Source organism: Pseudomonas sp. GW821-FHT02B10, from assembly GCF_059421865.1.
Genome location: NZ_JBWKVU010000003.1, coordinates 286771 through 305249, shown reverse-complemented (window position 1 = coordinate 305249; position 18479 = coordinate 286771). Strand labels below are relative to the sequence as shown.

20 protein-coding genes are annotated in these 18479 nt (G+C 66.2%); all 20 read right to left on the bottom strand.

Features of this window, described 5'->3' with window-relative positions:
* Window positions 1-9 precede the first annotated feature (9 nt).
* On the bottom strand, window positions 10-1239 hold the full coding sequence (locus AC07VU_RS08800) for a beta-ketoacyl-ACP synthase (protein WP_274305314.1): 1230 nt from the start codon (window positions 1237-1239) through the stop codon (window positions 10-12).
* Window positions 1239-1967 carry a 3-oxoacyl-ACP reductase FabG gene (gene fabG, locus AC07VU_RS08795; protein ID WP_277587701.1) on the bottom strand — a complete coding sequence of 243 codons (729 nt, stop codon included), beginning with the start codon at window positions 1965-1967 and terminating at the stop codon, window positions 1239-1241. Before fabG ends, AC07VU_RS08800 begins: the two co-directional genes overlap by 1 nt.
* On the bottom strand, window positions 1964-2437 hold the full coding sequence (locus tag AC07VU_RS08790; protein WP_085533540.1) for a hotdog family protein: 474 nt from the start codon (window positions 2435-2437) through the stop codon (window positions 1964-1966). The genes fabG and AC07VU_RS08790 overlap by 4 nt, the downstream gene beginning before the upstream one ends.
* The gene (locus AC07VU_RS08785) at window positions 2434-3630 is read right to left on the bottom strand and encodes a beta-ketoacyl-[acyl-carrier-protein] synthase family protein (protein WP_277587702.1); all 1197 of its coding nucleotides are present in this window, start codon (window positions 3628-3630) and stop codon (window positions 2434-2436) included. The genes AC07VU_RS08790 and AC07VU_RS08785 overlap by 4 nt, the downstream gene beginning before the upstream one ends.
* Window positions 3627-4112 (bottom strand): DUF3261 domain-containing protein, encoded by a 486-nt coding sequence (locus AC07VU_RS08780; protein WP_007925820.1) that lies wholly within the window; start codon window positions 4110-4112, stop codon window positions 3627-3629. The genes AC07VU_RS08785 and AC07VU_RS08780 overlap by 4 nt, the downstream gene beginning before the upstream one ends.
* Window positions 4109-4855, bottom strand: a complete 747-nt coding sequence (locus AC07VU_RS08775) for a class I SAM-dependent methyltransferase (protein WP_150048607.1) — start codon at window positions 4853-4855, stop codon at window positions 4109-4111. The genes AC07VU_RS08780 and AC07VU_RS08775 overlap by 4 nt, the downstream gene beginning before the upstream one ends.
* On the bottom strand, window positions 4852-6099 hold the full coding sequence (locus AC07VU_RS08770) for an NAD(P)/FAD-dependent oxidoreductase (RefSeq protein WP_274305318.1): 1248 nt from the start codon (window positions 6097-6099) through the stop codon (window positions 4852-4854). Before AC07VU_RS08770 ends, AC07VU_RS08775 begins: the two co-directional genes overlap by 4 nt.
* Window positions 6086-7261 carry a cation:proton antiporter gene (locus tag AC07VU_RS08765; RefSeq protein WP_457275486.1) on the bottom strand — a complete coding sequence of 392 codons (1176 nt, stop codon included), beginning with the start codon at window positions 7259-7261 and terminating at the stop codon, window positions 6086-6088. Before AC07VU_RS08765 ends, AC07VU_RS08770 begins: the two co-directional genes overlap by 14 nt.
* Window positions 7258-9597, bottom strand: coding sequence for an MMPL family transporter (locus tag AC07VU_RS08760; RefSeq protein ID WP_495029741.1), 2340 nt, complete (start codon window positions 9595-9597; stop codon window positions 7258-7260). Before AC07VU_RS08760 ends, AC07VU_RS08765 begins: the two co-directional genes overlap by 4 nt.
* Complete coding sequence (locus tag AC07VU_RS08755; RefSeq protein ID WP_274305321.1) at window positions 9581-10321, bottom strand: outer membrane lipoprotein carrier protein LolA; 741 nt, start codon at window positions 10319-10321, stop codon at window positions 9581-9583. The genes AC07VU_RS08760 and AC07VU_RS08755 overlap by 17 nt, the downstream gene beginning before the upstream one ends.
* Window positions 10318-10743, bottom strand: a complete 426-nt coding sequence (locus AC07VU_RS08750; RefSeq protein WP_274305322.1) for an acyl-CoA thioesterase — start codon at window positions 10741-10743, stop codon at window positions 10318-10320. The genes AC07VU_RS08755 and AC07VU_RS08750 overlap by 4 nt, the downstream gene beginning before the upstream one ends.
* Window positions 10736-12280 carry an HAL/PAL/TAL family ammonia-lyase gene (locus tag AC07VU_RS08745; RefSeq protein ID WP_277587706.1) on the bottom strand — a complete coding sequence of 515 codons (1545 nt, stop codon included), beginning with the start codon at window positions 12278-12280 and terminating at the stop codon, window positions 10736-10738. Before AC07VU_RS08745 ends, AC07VU_RS08750 begins: the two co-directional genes overlap by 8 nt.
* Window positions 12261-13214 carry a lysophospholipid acyltransferase family protein gene (locus AC07VU_RS08740; RefSeq protein WP_495029740.1) on the bottom strand — a complete coding sequence of 318 codons (954 nt, stop codon included), beginning with the start codon at window positions 13212-13214 and terminating at the stop codon, window positions 12261-12263. Before AC07VU_RS08740 ends, AC07VU_RS08745 begins: the two co-directional genes overlap by 20 nt.
* On the bottom strand, window positions 13211-13945 hold the full coding sequence (locus tag AC07VU_RS08735; protein ID WP_053259377.1) for a glycosyltransferase family 2 protein: 735 nt from the start codon (window positions 13943-13945) through the stop codon (window positions 13211-13213). The genes AC07VU_RS08740 and AC07VU_RS08735 overlap by 4 nt, the downstream gene beginning before the upstream one ends.
* 98 nt (window positions 13946-14043) lie before the next feature.
* On the bottom strand, window positions 14044-15723 hold the full coding sequence (locus AC07VU_RS08730) for an ApeI family dehydratase (RefSeq protein ID WP_495029739.1): 1680 nt from the start codon (window positions 15721-15723) through the stop codon (window positions 14044-14046).
* Window positions 15720-16265 (bottom strand): COG4648 family protein, encoded by a 546-nt coding sequence (locus AC07VU_RS08725; RefSeq protein ID WP_495029738.1) that lies wholly within the window; start codon window positions 16263-16265, stop codon window positions 15720-15722. Before AC07VU_RS08725 ends, AC07VU_RS08730 begins: the two co-directional genes overlap by 4 nt.
* Entirely contained in the window at window positions 16262-16516 is a 255-nt protein-coding gene (locus AC07VU_RS08720) for an acyl carrier protein (protein ID WP_007926835.1), read from the bottom strand. The genes AC07VU_RS08725 and AC07VU_RS08720 overlap by 4 nt, the downstream gene beginning before the upstream one ends.
* Window positions 16517-16525: 9 nt before the next feature.
* Window positions 16526-16786 (bottom strand): phosphopantetheine-binding protein, encoded by a 261-nt coding sequence (locus tag AC07VU_RS08715; RefSeq protein WP_007926834.1) that lies wholly within the window; start codon window positions 16784-16786, stop codon window positions 16526-16528.
* A complete protein-coding gene (locus tag AC07VU_RS08710) occupies window positions 16761-17576 on the bottom strand; it encodes a lysophospholipid acyltransferase family protein (RefSeq protein WP_101336638.1) in 816 nt (271 codons plus the stop codon). The genes AC07VU_RS08715 and AC07VU_RS08710 overlap by 26 nt, the downstream gene beginning before the upstream one ends.
* The gene (locus tag AC07VU_RS08705; RefSeq protein ID WP_274305326.1) at window positions 17552-18283 is read right to left on the bottom strand and encodes a beta-ketoacyl synthase chain length factor; all 732 of its coding nucleotides are present in this window, start codon (window positions 18281-18283) and stop codon (window positions 17552-17554) included. The genes AC07VU_RS08710 and AC07VU_RS08705 overlap by 25 nt, the downstream gene beginning before the upstream one ends.
* Between the last annotated feature and the right edge of the window lie 196 nt (window positions 18284-18479).

The following is an 18479-nucleotide window of genomic DNA, read 5'->3' as shown; positions in this document are numbered from 1 at the left end:
AGGGTAACGTCATTGAGGCCAGCGGCGGAAAATCAGCGAAGTGTTGACGCCGCCAAAGGCAAAGTTGTTGTTCATCACGTATTCGCAGCTCATCTGCCGAAACTCGCCGCGCAGGTAATCCAGCTCGCCGCAACGCGGGTCCACCGTGTCGAGGTTGAGGGTGTGCACGTAGAGGTCGCGGTTGAGCATCTCGATGCTGAACCAGGACTCCAGCGCGCCACAGGCTCCCAGGGTGTGGCCGAGGAAACTCTTCTGCGAACTGATGGGCATCCGGCTGCCGAACAGGCTGCTGGTGGCCAGTGTTTCGGCAATGTCACCCTGTTCTGTAGCGGTGCCGTGGCCGTTGACGTAACCGATGGCCGAAGGCTCGAGGCTGGCGTCTTCCAGGGCCAGCTCCATGGCCCGGCGCATGGTGGCCTGCTCCGGACGGGTGGTGTGCTGGCCATCGGCGTTGCTGCCGAAGCCGACGATCTCGGCATGGATATGCGCGCCACGGGCCAGGGCGTGCTCCAGCTCTTCGAGCACCAGCATGCCGCCGCCCTCGCCGATCACCAGGCCGTCGCGGTCGCTGTCGTAGGGCCGCGGGCTGGTGTGCGGGGCATCGTTTTTCAGGCTGGTGGCGTAAAGCGCGTCGAACACCATGGCTTCGGTCGGGCACAGCTCTTCGGCGCCGCCGGCGAGCATCAGCGGCAGGCGGCCGAACTTGATCGCCTCATAGGCGTAGCCGATGCCCTGGCTGCCGCTGGTGCAGGCGCTGGACGTCGGGATCAGCCGGCCGGTGAGGCCGAAGAAGATGCTGATATTGGCCGCGGTGGTGTGCGGCATCATGCGCACGTAGGAGTTGGCGTTGAGGCCTTCGGCCACCGAGTTCAGCAACATGTTGCCGAACGCCTTGATCTCGTCGGTGCTGCCGGTGGACGAGCCACAGGCCACACCCATGCGCCCGTCCTTGATCGACTCGTCGCCCAGCAGGCCGGCAGCGGCCAGGGCTTGCTCGGCGGCCCCCACCGCGAGCCGCGACACCCGACCCATGCTGCGCAGCTGCTTGCGGGTCCAGTGCGCCGGTACCTTGAAGTCGTCCACGGGGCCGGCCAGGCGGGTATTGAGCTCGCTGAAGCGATCCCATTCGTCCATCCGGCGAATGCCGCTGCGGTTGGCGCCGAAGTTGGCGACGATGGTGTCCCAGTCGCTGCCCAGCGAAGTGATGCCGGCCATGCCGGTGACGACCACACGTTTCATCAGACCAGGCCTCCGTTGACCGCCAGCACCTGGCGGGTGATGTAGGCGGCCTCGGCGGACATCAGGAAGTTCACCGCGCCGGCGACTTCCTCCGGGGTGCCCATGCGCTGGGCCGGGATCATCTTCAGCAGCTCGTCCACCGGCACGTTCTCGTCGAGCATGGCGGTGTCGATCAAGCCTGGCGCCACGCAGTTGACGGTGATCTTGCGTTTGCCCAGCTCGATGGCCAGGGCCTTGGCCGCGCCGATCAGGCCGGCCTTGGAAGCGCTGTAGTTGACCTGGCCACGGTTGCCGACCTGCCCGGACACCGAGGCGATGCAGACGATGCGCCCGGCCGCGCGGCGCCGGATCATCGGCATGATCAGCGGATGCAGCACGTTATAGAAACCGTCGAGGTTGGTACGCAGCACGGTGTCCCAGTCGTCTTCGCTCAGGGCCGGGAACGCACCGTCGCGGGTCAGGCCGGCATTGAGCACCACGCCGTAGTAGGCGCCATGGGCTTCCACGTCGGCTTCGAGAACGGCCTTGCAGCTGGCGCGGTCGGTCACATCGAATTGCAGGATGCGCGCCTGGCGCCCCAGGGCCTCGATTTCGGCCTGCACGGCTTCGGCTTCGCCGCGGCCACTGCGGCAATGCAGGATCAGGTCATAGCCGGCCTGGGCCAGGCGCAGGGCGATGGCACGGCCGATACCGCGGCTGGAGCCGGTGACCAATATGGATTCAGTCATGGCTGGACTCCTGTTGATAAAGCGGGTGATTCGTTCAGGTAGCTGTCCGCCTGTGGCGGACAGAACACGTTGAGGCGGGCGACGGCCTGAATGCCGGGGGCACTCAGGTGGCATTCGAATACGCCCATGCCGTTGTCGTCTTGCAGGGAGCGCAAGGCGTGAATCTGCAGTTCGCTGCCGGCGGGGAAGTGTTCCACATTGCATTCGAACTTGCGCGTGCCGAGCAGGAACCCCAGCTCGACGGCCTGGCCTTTCTGGCGCGCATGGCAACCGGCGTAGGCGGCGACGCTCTGGGCCATCAGCTCGATGCCGACCCAGGCCGGCAGGCTGCCGTCGGCACGGTTGAACAGGCCATCGGGCTTGACGGTGAGGCGGGTGCGGATCTGCTCTTCATCGAACCCCAGGACCTGATCGATCAGGATCATGTCGCCCGCGTGGGGCAGCAGTTCGGCGAGCGGCCAGTCAATCATGGGGCGTCTCCGATAATCAGGCTGACGTTGTTGCCGCCGAAGGCAAAGGAGTTGCTCATCAGGCAGCGCGGAGCGTTCTGCTCCAGACGTGTGGTGGCGGTGACCCAATGCAGCGGCGGCAGTTGCGGGTCGGCCTGGGCGTCCCAGACATGGGGCGGCAGGGCATGTGCGGCGTTGTCGCTGGACAGGCTCAGCCAGCAGAACGCCGCTTCCAGGGCCCCGGCGGCGCCCAGGGTATGGCCGCTCATGGGTTTGGTCGACGAGCAAGGCACACCGGCCGGGAACAACTGGTCGACCGCCAGGCTTTCCATGGCGTCGTTGTGCTGGGTGGCCGTGCCATGCAGGTTCAGGTAGCCGATCTGTGCGGCGTGCAGGCCGGCGTTGTGCAAGGCCTTCTGCATGGCTTGCAGGGCGCCGCGGCCACTGGGTTCGGGGGCGGAAATATGGTGCGCGTCGGAGCTGGCGCCGCCGCCGAGCAAGGCGATCGGTTGCGCGCCGAGGGTTTCCTTGCTCATCAGGAACAGCACGGCGGCTTCGCCGATATTGATGCCGTCGCGGTTGACCGAGAACGGATTGCAGCGCTGCGCGGACACCGCCTCCAGGGCCGAGAAGCCGTTGAGGGTCAGCTTGCACAGGCTGTCGACGCCACCGCACAGCACCGCGTCGCACAGGCCCAGGTCGAGCAGGCGGCGGGCGCTCATCAGGGCGCGGGCGCTGGAGGTGCAGGCGGTGGAAATCACATAGGCCGGGCCACTGAGGTCGAGCCAGTCGGCGAGAAAATTCGCCGGCGCGCCGAGTTCCTGCTGCCGGTAGTCGTAATCGGCCGGGAAGTGCCGGTCGCGCAGGTAATGGGCGATGCCGCGGCTGGCTTCGTCGATGCCCGAGGTGCTGGTGCCGAGGACGATACCGATGCGGCTGTGGCCGTAGCGGGCGATGGCCTGGTCGATGTCGCCACGGATCTGCAGGGCGGCCTCCAGCAGCAGCTGGTTGTTGCGGCTGCCCTGCTGCCCCAGCTCTGGCGGAATGCTCGCCAGCGGCCCCTGGACGGCGGCCACCGGCACGCTGCGCTCCGGCACCCAGCCGGCTTCGGCGCGCATGCCGGAGCAGTCGCCGGCAAACAGGCTGCGGGCCACTTGCTGCTTGTCGCGCCCAAGGGCACAGATCACCCCGAGGGCATTCAGGTAGGCCGTCATGAGGCGTTCTCGGCGGTCAGCGGGCTGATGTGGTAGTGCAAGCCACGAGGCAACTCCAGACGGAAATCCAGAGCCTGGCGATAGCGGACCTGCCAGTGCGGGACGAGGTCACGCTGCGCGCCGTGCTGCCGGGCGGCTGGATAATTATCTCGCAGTTCGCCCGCGGGCGTCAGGGCGAACAGCAATGCGGCGAACAGTTCGCGGGCCTCCGGGTTCGGCGGCAACAGGCCGTCGGCCTGCCAGCGACCGGCGATCAGTTGCTGGCGCGCCAGGGGAATGCCCAGCGGGTCGATCAGCGACCAACGGATGCCCGGCCCTTCGGCCTGGATCACCAGCAGCCAGTCCTGGCGCTGCCCGGCCTGTTGCCGCTCGACGTGCAGTTGCAGCGGCAGGGCCAGGCTCGGGGTTTTCTCGGGCAGCGGCGGCTGGCTGGCGCAGGCGCTCAGCAACAGCAGGCAGCCGACGAGCAGGGCACGGATCATCCAGCGGCACCTTCGTGCAGGGGTTTGCGGGCAACCACATTGACCAGGGTTTCTTCCCGTTGGCCAAAGGGTTTCGGGCGGCGCAGGCCGAAGCGTTCGAGCAGCCCGAAATCCTTGGCACGGCTCCACCACAGATAGGGATAAGACACATTGCGCGGGGTGAATTCAAAACCCTGTCGGCGGATCATTTCCAGGTACTGCGCGGCGCTTTTCTGCACGTGCATCGGGTGGCGGAACAGCCAGCGGATCACCCAGGTGTCGATGTAGGCCTCGGTGGATTCGGCGAACAGCAGGTAACCGCCCGGTTTGAGCACGCGATAGAACTCGGCCAGGGCTTTTTCCTGTTCCACCAGGTGGTGAAAGGTCTGGTGGCAGAACAGCAGGTCGACGCTGGCATCGGCCACGTCCAGGGTCGCGCAGTCGCTGCCGATCAGCTCGACCTGCAAGCCCTGGCGCGCCGCTTCTTCGCTGCTGAGCCTGAGGCTGTGCGGGTCGGCGTCCAGGCCGATCAGGCGCCGCGGGGCGAACACCTGGCGCAGGTACTGGAACGACTTGCCCTGGCCGCAGCCGGCATCCAGCAGCACCGGGTTGCTCGGCGGCTGGTTGTCGAACAGGCGGCGCAGGTCGTTGATCGCCACCCGCAGCACATGGTGCTGCCAGGTATGGCTGCGCAGGAACCAGAAGCCGAAGCGGGTTTCCTCGACGTAGCTGGCGCTCAGGTACTGCGGCTGGGCGTCGCTCATGGAGCCTCCATGGCGCAGATTTCCGAGAGCATGCGCAGCCGGCGCTTGGGTTCGCTGACGAACGGGTTGCGTTCGTCCCAGGCATAACCGGCGAGGATCGAACTGATCATCCGGCGAATTTCCGGTGAGCTGCCCGGGTGGTAGATCACGTCCTGGAAGGTGCCGGCGTACCAGCCTTCGACGTAGCAGCGGAAGGTGTCGACGCCGCGCTTGAGGGGGATGGCGAATTCGCTTTCCCAATCCACGCTTTCGCCCTGCATCTGCCGATGCAGCACGGCGGCGGCCATGCTCGCCGAACGCATGGCGATGGTCACGCCGGAGGAGAACACCGGGTCGAGGAATTCCGCGGCGTTGCCCAGCAGCGCGAAGCTCGGGCCGTGCAAGGTCTTGACGTTGGCCGAGTAGCCGCCGATGGCCCGCGCCGGGGTGTCCCAGACGGCGTTGTGCAGGACCTTGGCCAGGCTCGGGGTTTCCTCGATGAAACCGCGCAGGCACTGGTCCAGGTCGTCGCCACGGCCGTCGAAATGCTCCTTGGCCGCCACCACGCCGACCGAGCAGCGGCCGTTGCTGAACGGGATGGTCCAGAACCACACATCGCGTTTGCTGGGGTGAGTGGTGATGAGGATCTTTTCCCGCTCAAAGGCCGGGCTGTCGATACGGTCTTCAATGTGGGTGAACACCGCCTGGCGGACCGGGAAGTTCGAGGGCGCCTCCAGGTCCAGCAGGCGTGGCAGTACGCGGCCGTAGCCGCTGGCGTCGAGGACGAAGTCCGCTTCCACGCGGTACTCGCTGCCGTCTTCGCGCAGCACCTGCAGCTGCGGCCTGGGCAGGTTGAAGTCGGCGCTGACGATGGCCTCGCCATAACGCAGTTCAACGCCTTGCAGGGCGGCCTGATCGGCCAGCAGCTTGTCGAAGTCGGCGCGTTGCACCTGAAAGGTGGTGGGCTTGCCCTCGCTGAAGGTGTCGCCGAAATCAAAAGCGCTGTAGCGCTCGCCCCAGGCGAACGCGGCGCCGTTCTTGCGCTGGAAGCCCGCGGCGTTGACCGCCTCGAGCATGCCGGCCTCTTCGACGAAATCCAGGCAGTGGGACAGCAGGCTTTCACCGATCGAAAACCGTGGGAAATGCTGGCGCTCGACGATCAGCACGTCGTGGCCTTTGCCCTTGAGCAGCGCGGCGGCGATGGCGCCCGATGGGCCAGCGCCGATCACCACAATCTGGCGGCGTTCCATTTCAACTGTTGGCACTGGGGCTCCTTGCCGGTTCGGCGATGTTCGGGTTCAAAGGGACCAAAGGTGTTCGGTGCAGCCCGGCCAGGGCCGGCATCAGGGTGGCGATCAGGCCCATGAGCATCAGCGCGAAGTACAGCGCCGGGCTGATCAGCTGTTGTTGCAGCAGCAGGTTGAGAAAGACGATCTCGCTCAGCCCGCGAATGTTCAGCAGCAGGCTTTCCCGCCAGCGGCTGGCGCCCTTGAAGGAGGCGCCGGCCCAGCCCAGGCCGAGCCAGTTGCCGAGCAGCTTGCTGGCAATCGGCAACAGCAGCAGGGCCCCCAACTGCACCCAGCCGAGGCTGTCCATGGCGCTGTGCACGTTGATCTGCACGATGCCGAACGTAAGGATCAGCGGGATGGCGATAAAGGTCTGCAAACGGTTCATCCAGGCTGCCTTTAACGGCAGCACCAGCGGCACCTTGAGGGCGGCCATGCACAGCAGGTAGCCGATGCCGAAAATCAGCGCGTTGAGCTTGTAGTGCTCGGCCACCACCAGCAGGCCGAAGAAACCCAGGCTGTGCAGCAGCGGCTGGCGCAGGCCGAGGCCGCGCAGGAGCAGCGGCAGGCAGGCTCCGGCCAGTGGTAGCAGCAGGCTGCTCAGGTGCAGGCTGCCCTGGGCGATGCCGAACAGGGTCCAGCAACTGAGGTCGATGAGGATCGCGGTCTGTACCAGGCGTCGGGTGGCCAGCGGCGGGTAGTCGATGTGCCGCAGGTACAGGTACAGCACCGGAATCGCGGTAATGGCGAACAGCAGGCCGACCGCCAGGGAGCTCAGCCAGGGTTGCGCCGGCAACAGCCAGATCGCCGTGGCCAGGCCGCAGGCGAAGGGAATGGCGAAGCTCGGCAGGGCGATCTTCAGGCTCTGGCGGTCCAGGCGCAGGTCGATCACGTCGCTGAGGATATGCCCCAGCAGCAGGGCGAAACTCAAGCCGTACAGGTTCTTCAGCCAGACCGGCGAGACCAGTTGGGCGCCACTCAGATGCCAGTGCGGCTCGATCCAGAGCAGCATCAGCAGCGGCAGGCCGAAGGTCGCCAGCAGCAACTGGCTGACGATCGGGATCAGGCCAAAACCGCTGCCGATACGGGTGGCGAGCGCGAACAGCAGTAGCGCCATGAGCCAGAACAGGGCGGTCATCACAGGACGGGCTCCGTAACGGGTTGGCGATGGCGCTGGCGACCGGCCCAGGGCGCCAGGATAAAACTGAAGGCCAGGCCCAGGCTCACCGACAAGCCGAAGTTGCTGACCGCCGGGGTGCTGGAAATCGCCAGCAGGCCGAACGACAGCCAGGTGGTCAGCGCTGCAAGTAAGGTGCCGAGCAGGCTCACGGCGGCCCCGCCGACCTGTTCACGCATGAGGATGGCGTAGTCGACGCTGATGGCGGTCACCAGCAACAGGCCGAACAGGCTGAACAGGGTCAGCGGTTGCCCCAGCCAGCCCAGGCTTGCGAGGCTGCACAGGGCCGCCAGCAGCGGCAGGGCGACCAGGCGCAGGGCGCCGCCGAGGCCGAACGGCAGGATCAGCAGCACAACGATCAGCACGCAGGAAGCGAGCTTGAGCTCGGCGGCGCTGACCTGGGTGGCGGCGAACACTTGGTTCAGCTCGCCCAGGCGGTCCACCAGTTGCACCCCCGGCAGATCCTGCGCCTGTATCCGCAGCAACTGCGGGTTGTTCAGCCCCTGCAGGCTGACCATGGCCGCCACACCGTTATCGGTGGGGCCCAGCCACAGGGTGCGGTAAGGCTCGGCCAGCGGGCCTTGCAGGGCCGCGTCGATGTCTTCGCTGGGCAGCGCACGCAATTGCGCGAGTTCCGCGTTCAGGGCCGCCACCGGTACTCCGAGATCCAGCAGCGGCTGCCAGTGCCGTGGCAGCTCGTCCAGGGCCTGGCGCAGGCGCTGTTGCTCGCTGGGCAGGCTCACCAGCTGGTTGAGCGACAGGTAACCCTGGAGTTTCTCCAGGTTGACCAGTTGCTCCAGGCGCTCGCTCAGGGCGCCGAGGCGTTCGAGCAGCTGTGGCTGATCGGCGCCGCGCACCAGGAAGAACTGGCTGGTGGGCTGGTAGCCGGTGATCCGCGCGATGGCCTGGGCTTCGTTGAGCAGTTGTGGCGGCGCGCCGATCCACTGGCGGATATCGTTTTTGCTCTCCAGCTGCCACAGGCCACCGGCGCAGAAGGCGATCACCAGCGCCAGCAGCCAGGGGCTGGACACACGTTTGAGCAATTGCGTGCGCAGGTTCAGCAGCCACTCGGCTACCCGCAGCGGCCATTGCGCCGGTTGCAGCTCGACGCCGCGCAGCAGCGCCGGCAACAGGCAGACCGCGCTCAGGTAAGCACCCAGCAGCCCGGCGGCGGAGAACACGGCGATCTGGGTCAGGGCCGGGAACGGTGTCCAGGCCAATGCCAGGTAGCCGATGCAACTGGTGGCCAGGCTCAGGCTCAGCCCCGGCAGGGTCAGGCGCAGCGCCGGCCAGCTGTGCCAGGGGCGCAGGCTCCAGCTCTTGGACAAGTAGTGCAGCGGGTAGTCGACGGCGACGCCGATCAGGCTCGAGCCCAGCACCAGGGTCATCACGTGCATATGGCCGAAGAGGGCGACGCAGGCCACCGCGCCGAACAGCATGCCCACCAGCACCGGCACGAACGCCAGCAACACCCGCCAGCGCCGGAAAGCCAGCAACAGCAGCAGGAGAATGCCGACGGTGGCACCGCCGCCGACCCAGGTGATCTCGCGGGAGGCCTGTTGCTGGCCGTTGGCGGCGTAGAGCAGGCCGCTGGCGGCCAGCAACTGGACGTCGGCCTCGGCGGCCTGTTCGCGGCTGTGCTGGAGCAGGGCCGCCACCTGCAGCGGCAACTGCATGTCGAAGGCGTTGCCGGTGGTGCGTGCTCGCAGCAGCACCCAGCTCTTGCCGTCGGCATCGGCGACCAGGGTGCCGCTGCCGATGTCCAGTTGCACCGCGCCACGTTGCGGCTGGCTGTTCTGGATTCGTCCGGTCAGGCCCAGCCAGTCGTCCTGGCTCGGGACCAGGCTGAAACTGCTGAAGGGGTCGAACAGCGCCTGGACGCGTTGCTGGATAAAAGCGTCGGGGTGCTCGATCAACTGCTGGCGGTCGGCGGTGCTAAGCATCGCCAGGCGCCCTTGCAGCAATTGGGTGCGCAGCGCCGGCAGGTCGGCCTGCAGGTTCCACTGGACCTTCTCGAACAGCCCGCTGGCCTGCCATTGCTCACCCAGGCGCTGGGCCATGGCAATGGCCTGCTGGCGCTCGGCGTGACCCACCAGCACCAGCATTTCGCGGTTCAGCGGCTCCTGCATGCGTTGCTCGGCCTTGAGCTCCAGGGCATCGGGGTCGGTGCCCGGCACCAGCTCCATGAGGTTGGCCGACAGCGGCGCGCCATGACGCCATTGCCAGCCGGCCAGGGCCAGCACGGCCACCAGCAGGAGCAGGAACAGCCGCGGCCACCAGCGTTCACTCGGCAAAGTCATGTTGCTCCGCGTCGCTCAAAGGCTGGTTGCTGATGCTGTCGTGCATCTGCAGCACGGTGCTGTCGCCCTGGGTTTCCAGCAGCTCGATGCGCTGCACCAGTTCGCCACCGTCGATGTTGATCTGGTTGAACACCTGCTTGAGCAGCAGCGAACGTGGGGTCAGGGTCAGTTTCCAGGCCTTGGCGTCGCCGGCCAGGGCCAGCTCGAAGTCCCGTTGCAGGCCGCTGCTGTCGCCTTGCAGCACGGCGAGGAACAGGCGGTTCTGTTCGGCCCCAGCGCTCTTGTTCGGCAGCATTTGCCAGGCGCTGCCGTCCCGGCGGGCGATGCCTTGGCCGGTGATGCGGTAGTCCTGTTGCAGCGGTGTTTTCAGCAGCCACAGCAGGCCATGGTTTTTCGCCAGGACGAAGCTGCCCTTGCTGGTCAGCGGCTGGGGCAGGGCGCGCAGGTGTTTCTCCTGGACGAAGCTGCCGTGGATCACCTCGGGCTTGGCCAGCTGGTCGCTGAGCTGTTGCAGGTCGAAGGCATTGGCCAACGAGCTGAAGCCGAGCGCCAACAACAGGCCCAACAGCCTGTAGCCGCTGCCGCCTGGCTGCGATCGATTGTGCAGCGGGCGCCCGGCGTTATCGGCCTGGCATCGTGGGCTCAGGTTTTGCGGCTGCTGCGCAGCCGATCGCAGGCTGCGCCAGCGGCTACAGAGGTTACGAAGGCACAAGATCGGGCTCATGACAGAACCTTCGTAACGGCGTCCACAAACACTTTGGGCGAGGCCAGCTGCATCTCGCGGCTGGCGATCTCCACCGCCACCTGCACCGAGCTGGCGCGGGTCAGGCGTTCGCCGGTTTCCAGGTCGCTGATCAGGTAGTTGATCTTCAGGCGGTTTTCCCACTCCACCAGGCTGGCGCGGACCTTGAGCTTCTGGCCGAACACTGCGCCGCGCACATAACGCAGTTGCAGGTCGATCACCGGCCAGGCGTAGCCGGAATCGCGCATCTGCTGGTAGTTGTGGCCGAGCTTGTCGAGCAGGGCGCAGCGCGCCACTTCCAGGTACTTCACGTAATGCCCGTGCCAGACCACATGCATGGTGTCTACGTCGAAAAACGGCACCTGGATCTCGGTGTCCGCGTGCAGCACGCCCCGACTACGCATGCAGCCTCCAGTGTTGCTCGGCAATGCGTTGCAGGCACAGGCGCAGTTCGCCTTCCAGGGCGCGGTCCTCGATCACCGGCGGGAAGTCCTTGGCCAGCTCTTGGTGCATGGCGGCCAGGGCCGGCGGCAACGGCCGCGCGTCCTCGGCCCGGCCGCGCAGCCAGACGCCCTGGTTGGCGGCCAGCAGGGTAGCGGCGGCGACCTGTTCGGTCAGCTCCAGCACGCGGATTGCATCGCGGGCGGCGATGGTGCCCATGCTCACCTTGTCCTGGTTATGGCATTCGGTGGAGCGCGAGAACACGCTGGCCGGCATGGTGTTTTTCAGCGCCTCGGCGGTCCAGGCGCTGGTGCCGATCTGCACCGCCTTGAAGCCGTGGTTGATCATGGCGCGGTCCGCCGGGGCGCCGGACAGGTTGCTCGGCAGGCCGTGGTTGTAGCGCTCGTCCACCAGCAGCGCGAGCTGGCGGTCCAGCAGGTCGGCGACGTTGGCCACCAGGTTCTTCAGGCTGTCCATGGCGAAGGCGATATGCCCGCCGTAGAAGTGCCCGCCGTGCAGCACACGCTCGGCTTCGGCGTCGATGATCGGGTTGTCGTTGGCGCTGTTCAGCTCGGTCTCGATAAAACCGCGCAGCCAGCCCAGGCTGTCGGCCAGCACGCCCAGCACATGGGGCGCGCAACGCAGCGAGTAGCGGTCCTGCAGGCGGTGCAACGGCGCGGTCGGCGCGTCGATGGCCAGGTCCTGGCGCAGCCAGGCGGCGACTTGCATCTGCCCCGGGTGCGGCTTGGCGGCGAACAGGCGCTCGTCGAAATGCTCCGGGTTGCCCTGCAAGGCGACTACGTTCAGCGCGGTGATGCGCGTGGCCAGTTGCAGCAGGTAGTCGGCGCGGGCGAAGGCCAGGCAGGCCAGGCCAGTCATCACCGCGGTGCCGTTCATCAATGCCAGGGCTTCTTTCGGGCGCAGCACCAGCGGTTCCCAGCCCAGCTCGCGGTGCACCTCGGCCGAGGTCCGGCGCTCGCCGCGGAACATCACCTCACGCTCGCCGGACAGGGTCGCGGCCACGTAGGACAACGGTGTCAGGTCGCCGCTGGCGCCCACCGAACCTTCTTCGGGGATCAGCGGCAGGATGTCGTGTTCGAGGAACGCCTGCAGGCGCTCCAGCAGCTCCACGCGGACCCCGGACACGCCATGGCACAGCGACTGCAAGCGCGCCGCCAGCACCGCGCGGGTGGCTTGCGCGTCCAGCAGCTTGCCCAGGCCACAGCCGTGGAAGGTGTACAGATGACGGGGCAGCGCCTCGACGTGCTGCAGCGGCACCGCGACCACGCAGGAGTCGCCATAGCCGGTGGTCACGCCGTAGATCACACCTTCCTTGTCCAGCAGCGAATCGAGGAATTGCGCGCCCTTGGCGATGCGCTGGCGGAATGCGCTGTCGCCTTGCAGTCGGGTCGGCGCCTGACGGTTGGCCAGGGCCAGCACGTCTTCGATGCGCAAAGGGAGTTCGCCGAAGGTTACCGGCTCAAGCGGATGCGTCGTCATCGGTCTTCCAGAAAGGGTAAAAGTTGAACCATTGTTGGGGCGCTTCGAGGCAGTACTGGCCCAGGCGCTCGGCGTAGCGGGCAGTCCACTGGGCGATGACCTGTTCGCGGTCGCTGCGCTTCCACGCCACGGCCTCGGTGAAGGGTTCGAGGAACACTCGATAGTGGCCATTGTTTTTCAGGCACAGCAGCAAGTTGACCGGGCATTTCAACAGGCCCGCCAGCAGCCACGGCCCTTGTGGGAAAGGGGCCGGATGGCCGAGGAAATCCACCCGTACGTTGCGCCCGCCATGCAGCGGTACACGGTCGCCGGCAATCGCCAGCCACTCACCGCGATCCAGGCGCTGGCTCAGTTGCAGCATGACCGCCGGATCCAGCTCGCTGACCTGGACCAGCCGCAGGTTGGTGGCTCCGGCCTCGCCCAGCAGGCGATTGAAACGCTCGGCGTGCTTGGTGTGCACCAGCACGTTCATGGTGACCTTCTCGCCCAGCTCGGCCAGGGCGCGGCAGACTTCCAGGTTGCCCAGGTGCGCGCCCACCAGCATCTGTCCGCGGGTGCCGCGCAACTGGTCGCGCAGCCGGGCCGGGTCGACGATCTCGATCTGTTCCAGGCGCAGCTTGCCGTTCCACACGTCGAGCTTGTCCAGCAGGGAATCGGCGAATGCCATGAACTGGCCGAATACCCGCCAGTGGCTGGGGCGCAGTTCGGCCTTGCCGCTCCAGTCGGCCAGGCGCTGCTGGTACAACCAGGCGCTGTGGCGGGCACCGCGGCCGAACAGGAAGAAATAGAACACGATGATGTACAGCACCGGGCTTAACACCCGGCGGCCGAGCACGCGCACGCCGAAGGCGGTGAGCTTCATCAGCCAGAAGCTGCCGCGCTCTTTGTGCTCGGCCCAATGTTGCTTGTCCTGCTTGTCGTGTAGCGCCGTCATGCTTGCCACCGTCGCCAGAGGATCAGCGGCGCGCGCAGCAACATGCCGAAGAACAGCCGGGCGTGCATGCTGGAAATCAGCAGGTTGTCGTGGAACAGGCGAAAGTGCGAAAGGCCATCCGCCGGGTAACGGACCTGGGTCGGCAACCAGCGCATCGGCTGGTTGCGCCAGGACAGGCGCACCAGGATATCGGTGTCGAAATCCATGCGCTGGCCGATCTTCACCGAGTCGATCAGCGCCAGGATGGGCGGCAGGGGGTAGACCCGGAAGCCGCACATGGAGTCGGGGATCTGCAACGACAGGGTATTGATCCAGACCCAGACGTGGGTCAGGTAGCGCGCGTAAAAACGGCCTTTGGGCACGCTGGCGTCGTACTGTGGATAACCGCAGACCAGCGCTTCGGGGTGGGTGCGGGAGGTGGCGATAAAGTTATCCACATCGCGCAGGTCGTGCTGGCCGTCGGCGTCCACTTGCAGGGCGTGGCTGAAACCCAGGCGCGAGGCTTCGCGCAGCCCGGCCATCACCGCGCCACCCTTGCCCTGGTTGACCGCGAGCTTGACCAGGAACACCTGTTCGCGCTCGGCCAGCTGCTCCAGCACGGCGGCGCAGGCCGGGCTGCTGGCGTCGTCCACCAGCACGCAGGGCAGGCCGCTGGCGAGCAGGGCATCGACCACCGCCGGCACGGCGGCTTCATGGTTGTAGACCGGGATCACGGCGCAGGGGTTATGCATGGGGGTTGCCTCCCGGGCGTCCGCTGCGCGGCCGATCGCAGCCTTCGGCAGCGGCTACAAGAAGCCGCTGGGGGCTGCGCTTGCCTGGGGTCAATAACTTATCCACAGGCGTTCTCCAGCAGGATGCGGCCGCTGGAGCAGGCGGCGCTGTCATTGCGATAGGCGAAGTAGAGTTTGCCGCGCTCATGATCGAAGCGCAGGTGCAATTGCACCTGGTCGCCGGGGCGCACCAGTTGCTGGAACTTCAGTACTTCCATGCCGGCAAAGCGCCCCGGCAGATCGAGCAACTGCTGGCCCAGGGCCAATGCCCAGTCCACCTGGACCACGCCCGGTAGCACCGGGGTCTGGGGGAAGTGGCCACTGAAGTAGGCCAGGTCCGGTGGGATCGCCAGTTGCAGGCTCCATTCGCCGTCGGCCTCGAGCTGTTCCAGCACTTCCGGCGCCCGTGGGCGCGGGGCCAGCAGCAGGGCTTCGACATCGGCCTGGGGTAGCTTGCCCTGGCTGTTCAGGGGCAACTGGCGCAGCAGGCGCCAGCGGCGCGGTAGCGCCAGGGCCTCGCAATGCTGGCTCAGGTGCTGGCGCAACGCTTGCGTGAGGGCCCGACGACCCTGATTGCGCAAGGCGTGCAGGCCTTGTTCGCTGAGGACCAGCAGCGCGCCGAGGGAAGCGCGGTTTTCCCGGACCACCCCAAGGCGCGCTTCGGCGACCCAGGCATGCCCGGCCAGGGCCTGTTCCAGCATCGGCAGGGAAATGCGCTTTTCTTCCAGCTTGACGATCCGGTCCAGGCGCCCGAGCAGCTCGAAACGCCCATCGGCGGCGATGCGCGCGGCATCGGCGGTGTGTTCGATATGCCCGGCCGGCAGGTAGGGCGAAGCGATCAGCAAGGCGCCGTCGCTGTCCTGGCTCAGCTCGACCCCGGCGAAGGCTTGCCACAGGCTGTCGCCCTGGCGCCAGGCGATGCCGCCGGTTTCCGAGCTGCCGAGGATCTCCGTTGGCCATTGTCCAAGACGCTGGTGCAGGCCTTGCGCGGCGTCGGCAGGCAGTGCGCCGCCGGAGGAAAACACCCGGCGCACCGGGCTCAGGGCCGGCCAGTCGAGGTTGTCGCCCATGCGCTTGAGCAAGGCCGGGCTGGCGACCCAGGCAAAGGCCAGGTGTTCGCGGCTGGCGCGCTGCAGGTCTTCCGGGAACGGCAGTTGCCGACGCACGAAGGTGCGCCCGGCGCAGAGCGGCCAGAGCACACGGAACAGCAGGCCGTAGATATGTTGGGTGGCGACGCTGCCGATGATGCAGGCCTGGCCCAATCCCTCGCCCCACAGTTGCTCCAGGGCCTCGACTTCGTTGGCCAGCTGGCGCAGGGATTTGTCGATGCGCTTGGGTTCGCCGCTGGAGCCGGAGGTGCACAGGCTCAGGCGGCAGCCGTCGAGATCGAGTTCGGCGGCGGGCAATGGTGGCTGGTCGAAGTCGGCCAAGTGGGCATCGCCCGGCTGGTCGGTCAGCCACAGATCGACCTGGGTCGACCAGCGTTGCCGGGTCTGCGGTTGCAGGTCGGCGGGCAGCAGTACGCTGACCCCGGCGCGCCAGGCGCCGAGCAGGGCGATGGCCAGTTCGGCGGCATCTTCCAGGTGCAGGGCCAGGCGCTGTACGCCCCTGGCCTGCAAGCCCGCGGCCAGGCTCAGGGCCTGGTGCCGCAGGTGGCTGTGATCGAGTGCCGGTTCGACCGTGACGGCCCGTTCCGGCAGCGACTTGAGCAGCAGCTGCTCAAGTTTTATCCAATTCATGCGCGGCCTCGTACGCGTTGTCGTAACAGCCATTCAATGGCAAACAGCAAACCCATCAACCCGTAGGAGATCAGGCCGTTGTACAACGTCCACCAGCTCAGCGGCGCCCATAGGGTCAGGGCCGCGGCGAGCAATCCGTTACAGAGGAAAAACACACTCCAGGCGACAGTCACCTGGCGGGTATAGCGAATCGCCTTTTCCGGCAGAGCAGGCTCGCTGAGGCGAGCCAGGCGTTCAGCCACCGGCGGGCCGTATTTCAGGCTCAGGCCGAACAGCGTGAGCATGAAGCCGCTGATCAGCACCGGGTACCAGCGCAGTAACAACGGGTTATCGAACAGCGCCAGCAGCAGGCAGAAGGCCAGGGCGACGCCCGCCATCCACAGGCTGCCGGGACGCCGTTCGCCGGTCAGCGCCCGGGCCAGCCACAGGCCGCCGAGCAACAGGCCGAACTGCCAGGGAGCGAAATGCTCCATGCCGAAATACACCGCAAAGGGATACAACAGGCCCGCCAGCAGCAGGCCAAGGCCGATCAGCCGGCTCATGCGGCCGGCTGGACCAGACGGTATACCGCCTCGACCACGTCATTGACGGTACGCACCGACTTGAATTCCTCGGCGGCGATTTTCTTGCCGGTCTTGCGCTTGATGTGATCGATCAGGTCGACGGCGTCGATGCTGTCGATTTCCAGGTCCTGATACAGATTGGATTCCAGGCTTACGCGTTCCGGTTCCAGTTCGAAGAGTTCCACCAGGGCATCACGCAGGGTGTTGAAGATGTCGTCACGAGTTTGCATGGTCCGGTCTCAAGCTGCCTGTTTTGCAGTGACGAACGCCGCAAGGCTCGCCACGTTGGTGAAGTGATTGCGGGTGTCCTTGGCGTCGGCGTCGATCTTGATGCCGTAGCGTTTCTGGATCGCCAGGCCCAGCTCCAGGGCGTCGACCGAGTCCAGGCCCAGGCCTTCACCGAAGAGCGTCTGCTCGTTGCCGATGTCTTGCACGCTGATGTCTTCGAGGCCCAGGGCATCGATGATCAGCATTTTAATTTCCTGGTGCAGATCGCTCATCTTCGGCGAGCTCCTTAATGAAGTAGTGATGCAAATAATCGTTGAGCTTGCGCGAGGCCTGCGGTGCGGGGCCTTGGGCGGCAAAGGCATACGGGTCTATATCGGCTCCGACGCGAAAACTGAAGTGCACGCGGCGCATCGGGATGCGATACCAGGGTTCGGCCTTGGTCAGGGTGGTCGGGCTGACCTTGATGACCACCGGGGTGATGATTCTCGCACCCCGCAAGGCGATTGCCGCGCCCCCCCGATGAAAGGCCGGCGCCTGGCCCGGTGGGGTGCGGGTGCCCTCGGGGAAGATCACTAGGGTCTGGCCGTTGCGCAGGGCTTCGCCGGCGGCGTCGAGCATGTCCATGCTGCCGTCGTTGCTGATGTATTCGGCTTCGCGTATCGGGCCGCGAGTGAACGGGTTCTGCCACAGGCTCTGCTTGACCACGCAGTTGGCGTTGCGCACCAGGCCGATGAGAAAGACCACGTCGATCAGCGATGGGTGGTTGGCAATGATCATTTGTCCGGGGCGGCCGAGCTTTTGTGCGCCTTCGACTTCATAGGTCAGCACGCCGCTGCGGGCCATGAAGCGAATGAACAGCCAGAACAGCCGGCCAATGGTGCGACGTGCGCGCTGGCGATGCGCTTCGGCGTCGCCGGGCAGGCAGGCGAGCAGCGGGAAAATCACCAGGCGCAGGCACAGGCCACCCAGGCCGAACAAGGCGAAGCTCGCTGCCGTGGCGACCAGGCGCCAGTAGTAGGCGTCGCGGGGTTTTGTGTTTACAGGTTGCGTTGCCAGTTCCATACACGGTTCTTCCAGGCATGTTGGCAGGAGGTCTGCTCGCCGAGCAGGGTACGCAAGAGATTCAGGGCATGGGGCCACTCGGCGCGTGGCGCTTCCTCGGTGGCGGTATCGAGCGTCAGTTGCCACTCTTTGCCGGGGGTCAGCAACAGGCCCACCGCATAGGGGAACGGCACGTCGTCGATCCAGGTGGCATAGGCGGCGGGCGGCTGCTCTTCGGTGACCACCAGCAGCACCGCCGGGGCGCCTTCCTCAAGCAGCGCCGCGGCCTCTAGCATGCCATGTTCGAGGCCGTCGCCGGCAGCGGCGAGGGCGGTCATTTCGCTGGTCTCGCCACGCATGATCGACCACAGGCCGATCACCGCGTTGTGCACCGAGAGGCTGAACTGGGTCGGGGACAACGGCTGGTCGGCCGCCAGGTCGCTGAGGATGTCGAAGGTGCGCGGCGTTTCGCCATGCCGGGAAATAAAGACCAACGGTAGCTGTTCCAGGCCTTCGGCCAGCGGCCAGCCCACGCTGAAGGCCATGCGGGCCAGACGGCTGAGGCGCCGGCGCTGCATGGCCGGTAGAAACGACACGTCCGGGGCCGCATCACTGCTCTGGAGCACGACCGGTTGTCGGCTCCAGGCCTGCCAATCGTCCACGCTTTCGAGCCCAGGGGCCCACGCGCGCCATTGAGCGATGTTGAAGTTGATCACTTGAAAATTCATCCCGCCCCTGCGGGCTTACTTGACGTGGTCAGGCGTTTCGATCGCGACTCACCTGCCACGGAGCTACAGCCGAGTGGCGCGCATTATCCCGGTGTGACTGGCTGGTAGCAAACATTGGTTATGTTTCGCTCAGTGAAAATGACCCGCTCGACAGCAGAAAAGTGTCATTTGGCCATTATCGAATGGTACAGGTCGG

Bases quoted from the DNA above. Each gene is read 5' to 3' on its own strand.
- AC07VU_RS08800 (WP_274305314.1), bottom strand. From the start codon at position 1,239: ATGAAACGTGTGGTCGTCACCGGCATGGCCGGCATCACTTCGCTGGGC.
- fabG (WP_277587701.1), bottom strand. From the start codon at position 1,967: ATGACTGAATCCATATTGGTCACCGGCTCCAGCCGCGGTATCGGCCGT.
- AC07VU_RS08790 (WP_085533540.1), bottom strand. From the start codon at position 2,437: ATGATTGACTGGCCGCTCGCCGAACTGCTGCCCCACGCGGGCGACATG.
- AC07VU_RS08785 (WP_277587702.1), bottom strand. From the start codon at position 3,630: ATGACGGCCTACCTGAATGCCCTCGGGGTGATCTGTGCCCTTGGGCGC.
- AC07VU_RS08780 (WP_007925820.1), bottom strand. From the start codon at position 4,112: ATGATCCGTGCCCTGCTCGTCGGCTGCCTGCTGTTGCTGAGCGCCTGC.
- AC07VU_RS08775 (WP_150048607.1), bottom strand. From the start codon at position 4,855: ATGAGCGACGCCCAGCCGCAGTACCTGAGCGCCAGCTACGTCGAGGAA.
- AC07VU_RS08760 (WP_495029741.1), bottom strand. From the start codon at position 9,597: ATGACTTTGCCGAGTGAACGCTGGTGGCCGCGGCTGTTCCTGCTCCTG.
- AC07VU_RS08755 (WP_274305321.1), bottom strand. From the start codon at position 10,321: ATGAGCCCGATCTTGTGCCTTCGTAACCTCTGTAGCCGCTGGCGCAGC.
- AC07VU_RS08750 (WP_274305322.1), bottom strand. From the start codon at position 10,743: ATGCGTAGTCGGGGCGTGCTGCACGCGGACACCGAGATCCAGGTGCCG.
- AC07VU_RS08745 (WP_277587706.1), bottom strand. From the start codon at position 12,280: ATGACGACGCATCCGCTTGAGCCGGTAACCTTCGGCGAACTCCCTTTG.
- AC07VU_RS08740 (WP_495029740.1), bottom strand. From the start codon at position 13,214: ATGACGGCGCTACACGACAAGCAGGACAAGCAACATTGGGCCGAGCAC.
- AC07VU_RS08735 (WP_053259377.1), bottom strand. From the start codon at position 13,945: ATGCATAACCCCTGCGCCGTGATCCCGGTCTACAACCATGAAGCCGCC.
- AC07VU_RS08730 (WP_495029739.1), bottom strand. From the start codon at position 15,723: ATGAATTGGATAAAACTTGAGCAGCTGCTGCTCAAGTCGCTGCCGGAA.
- AC07VU_RS08725 (WP_495029738.1), bottom strand. From the start codon at position 16,265: ATGAGCCGGCTGATCGGCCTTGGCCTGCTGCTGGCGGGCCTGTTGTAT.
- AC07VU_RS08720 (WP_007926835.1), bottom strand. From the start codon at position 16,516: ATGCAAACTCGTGACGACATCTTCAACACCCTGCGTGATGCCCTGGTG.
- AC07VU_RS08715 (WP_007926834.1), bottom strand. From the start codon at position 16,786: ATGAGCGATCTGCACCAGGAAATTAAAATGCTGATCATCGATGCCCTG.
- AC07VU_RS08710 (WP_101336638.1), bottom strand. From the start codon at position 17,576: ATGGAACTGGCAACGCAACCTGTAAACACAAAACCCCGCGACGCCTAC.
- AC07VU_RS08705 (WP_274305326.1), bottom strand. From the start codon at position 18,283: ATGAATTTTCAAGTGATCAACTTCAACATCGCTCAATGGCGCGCGTGG.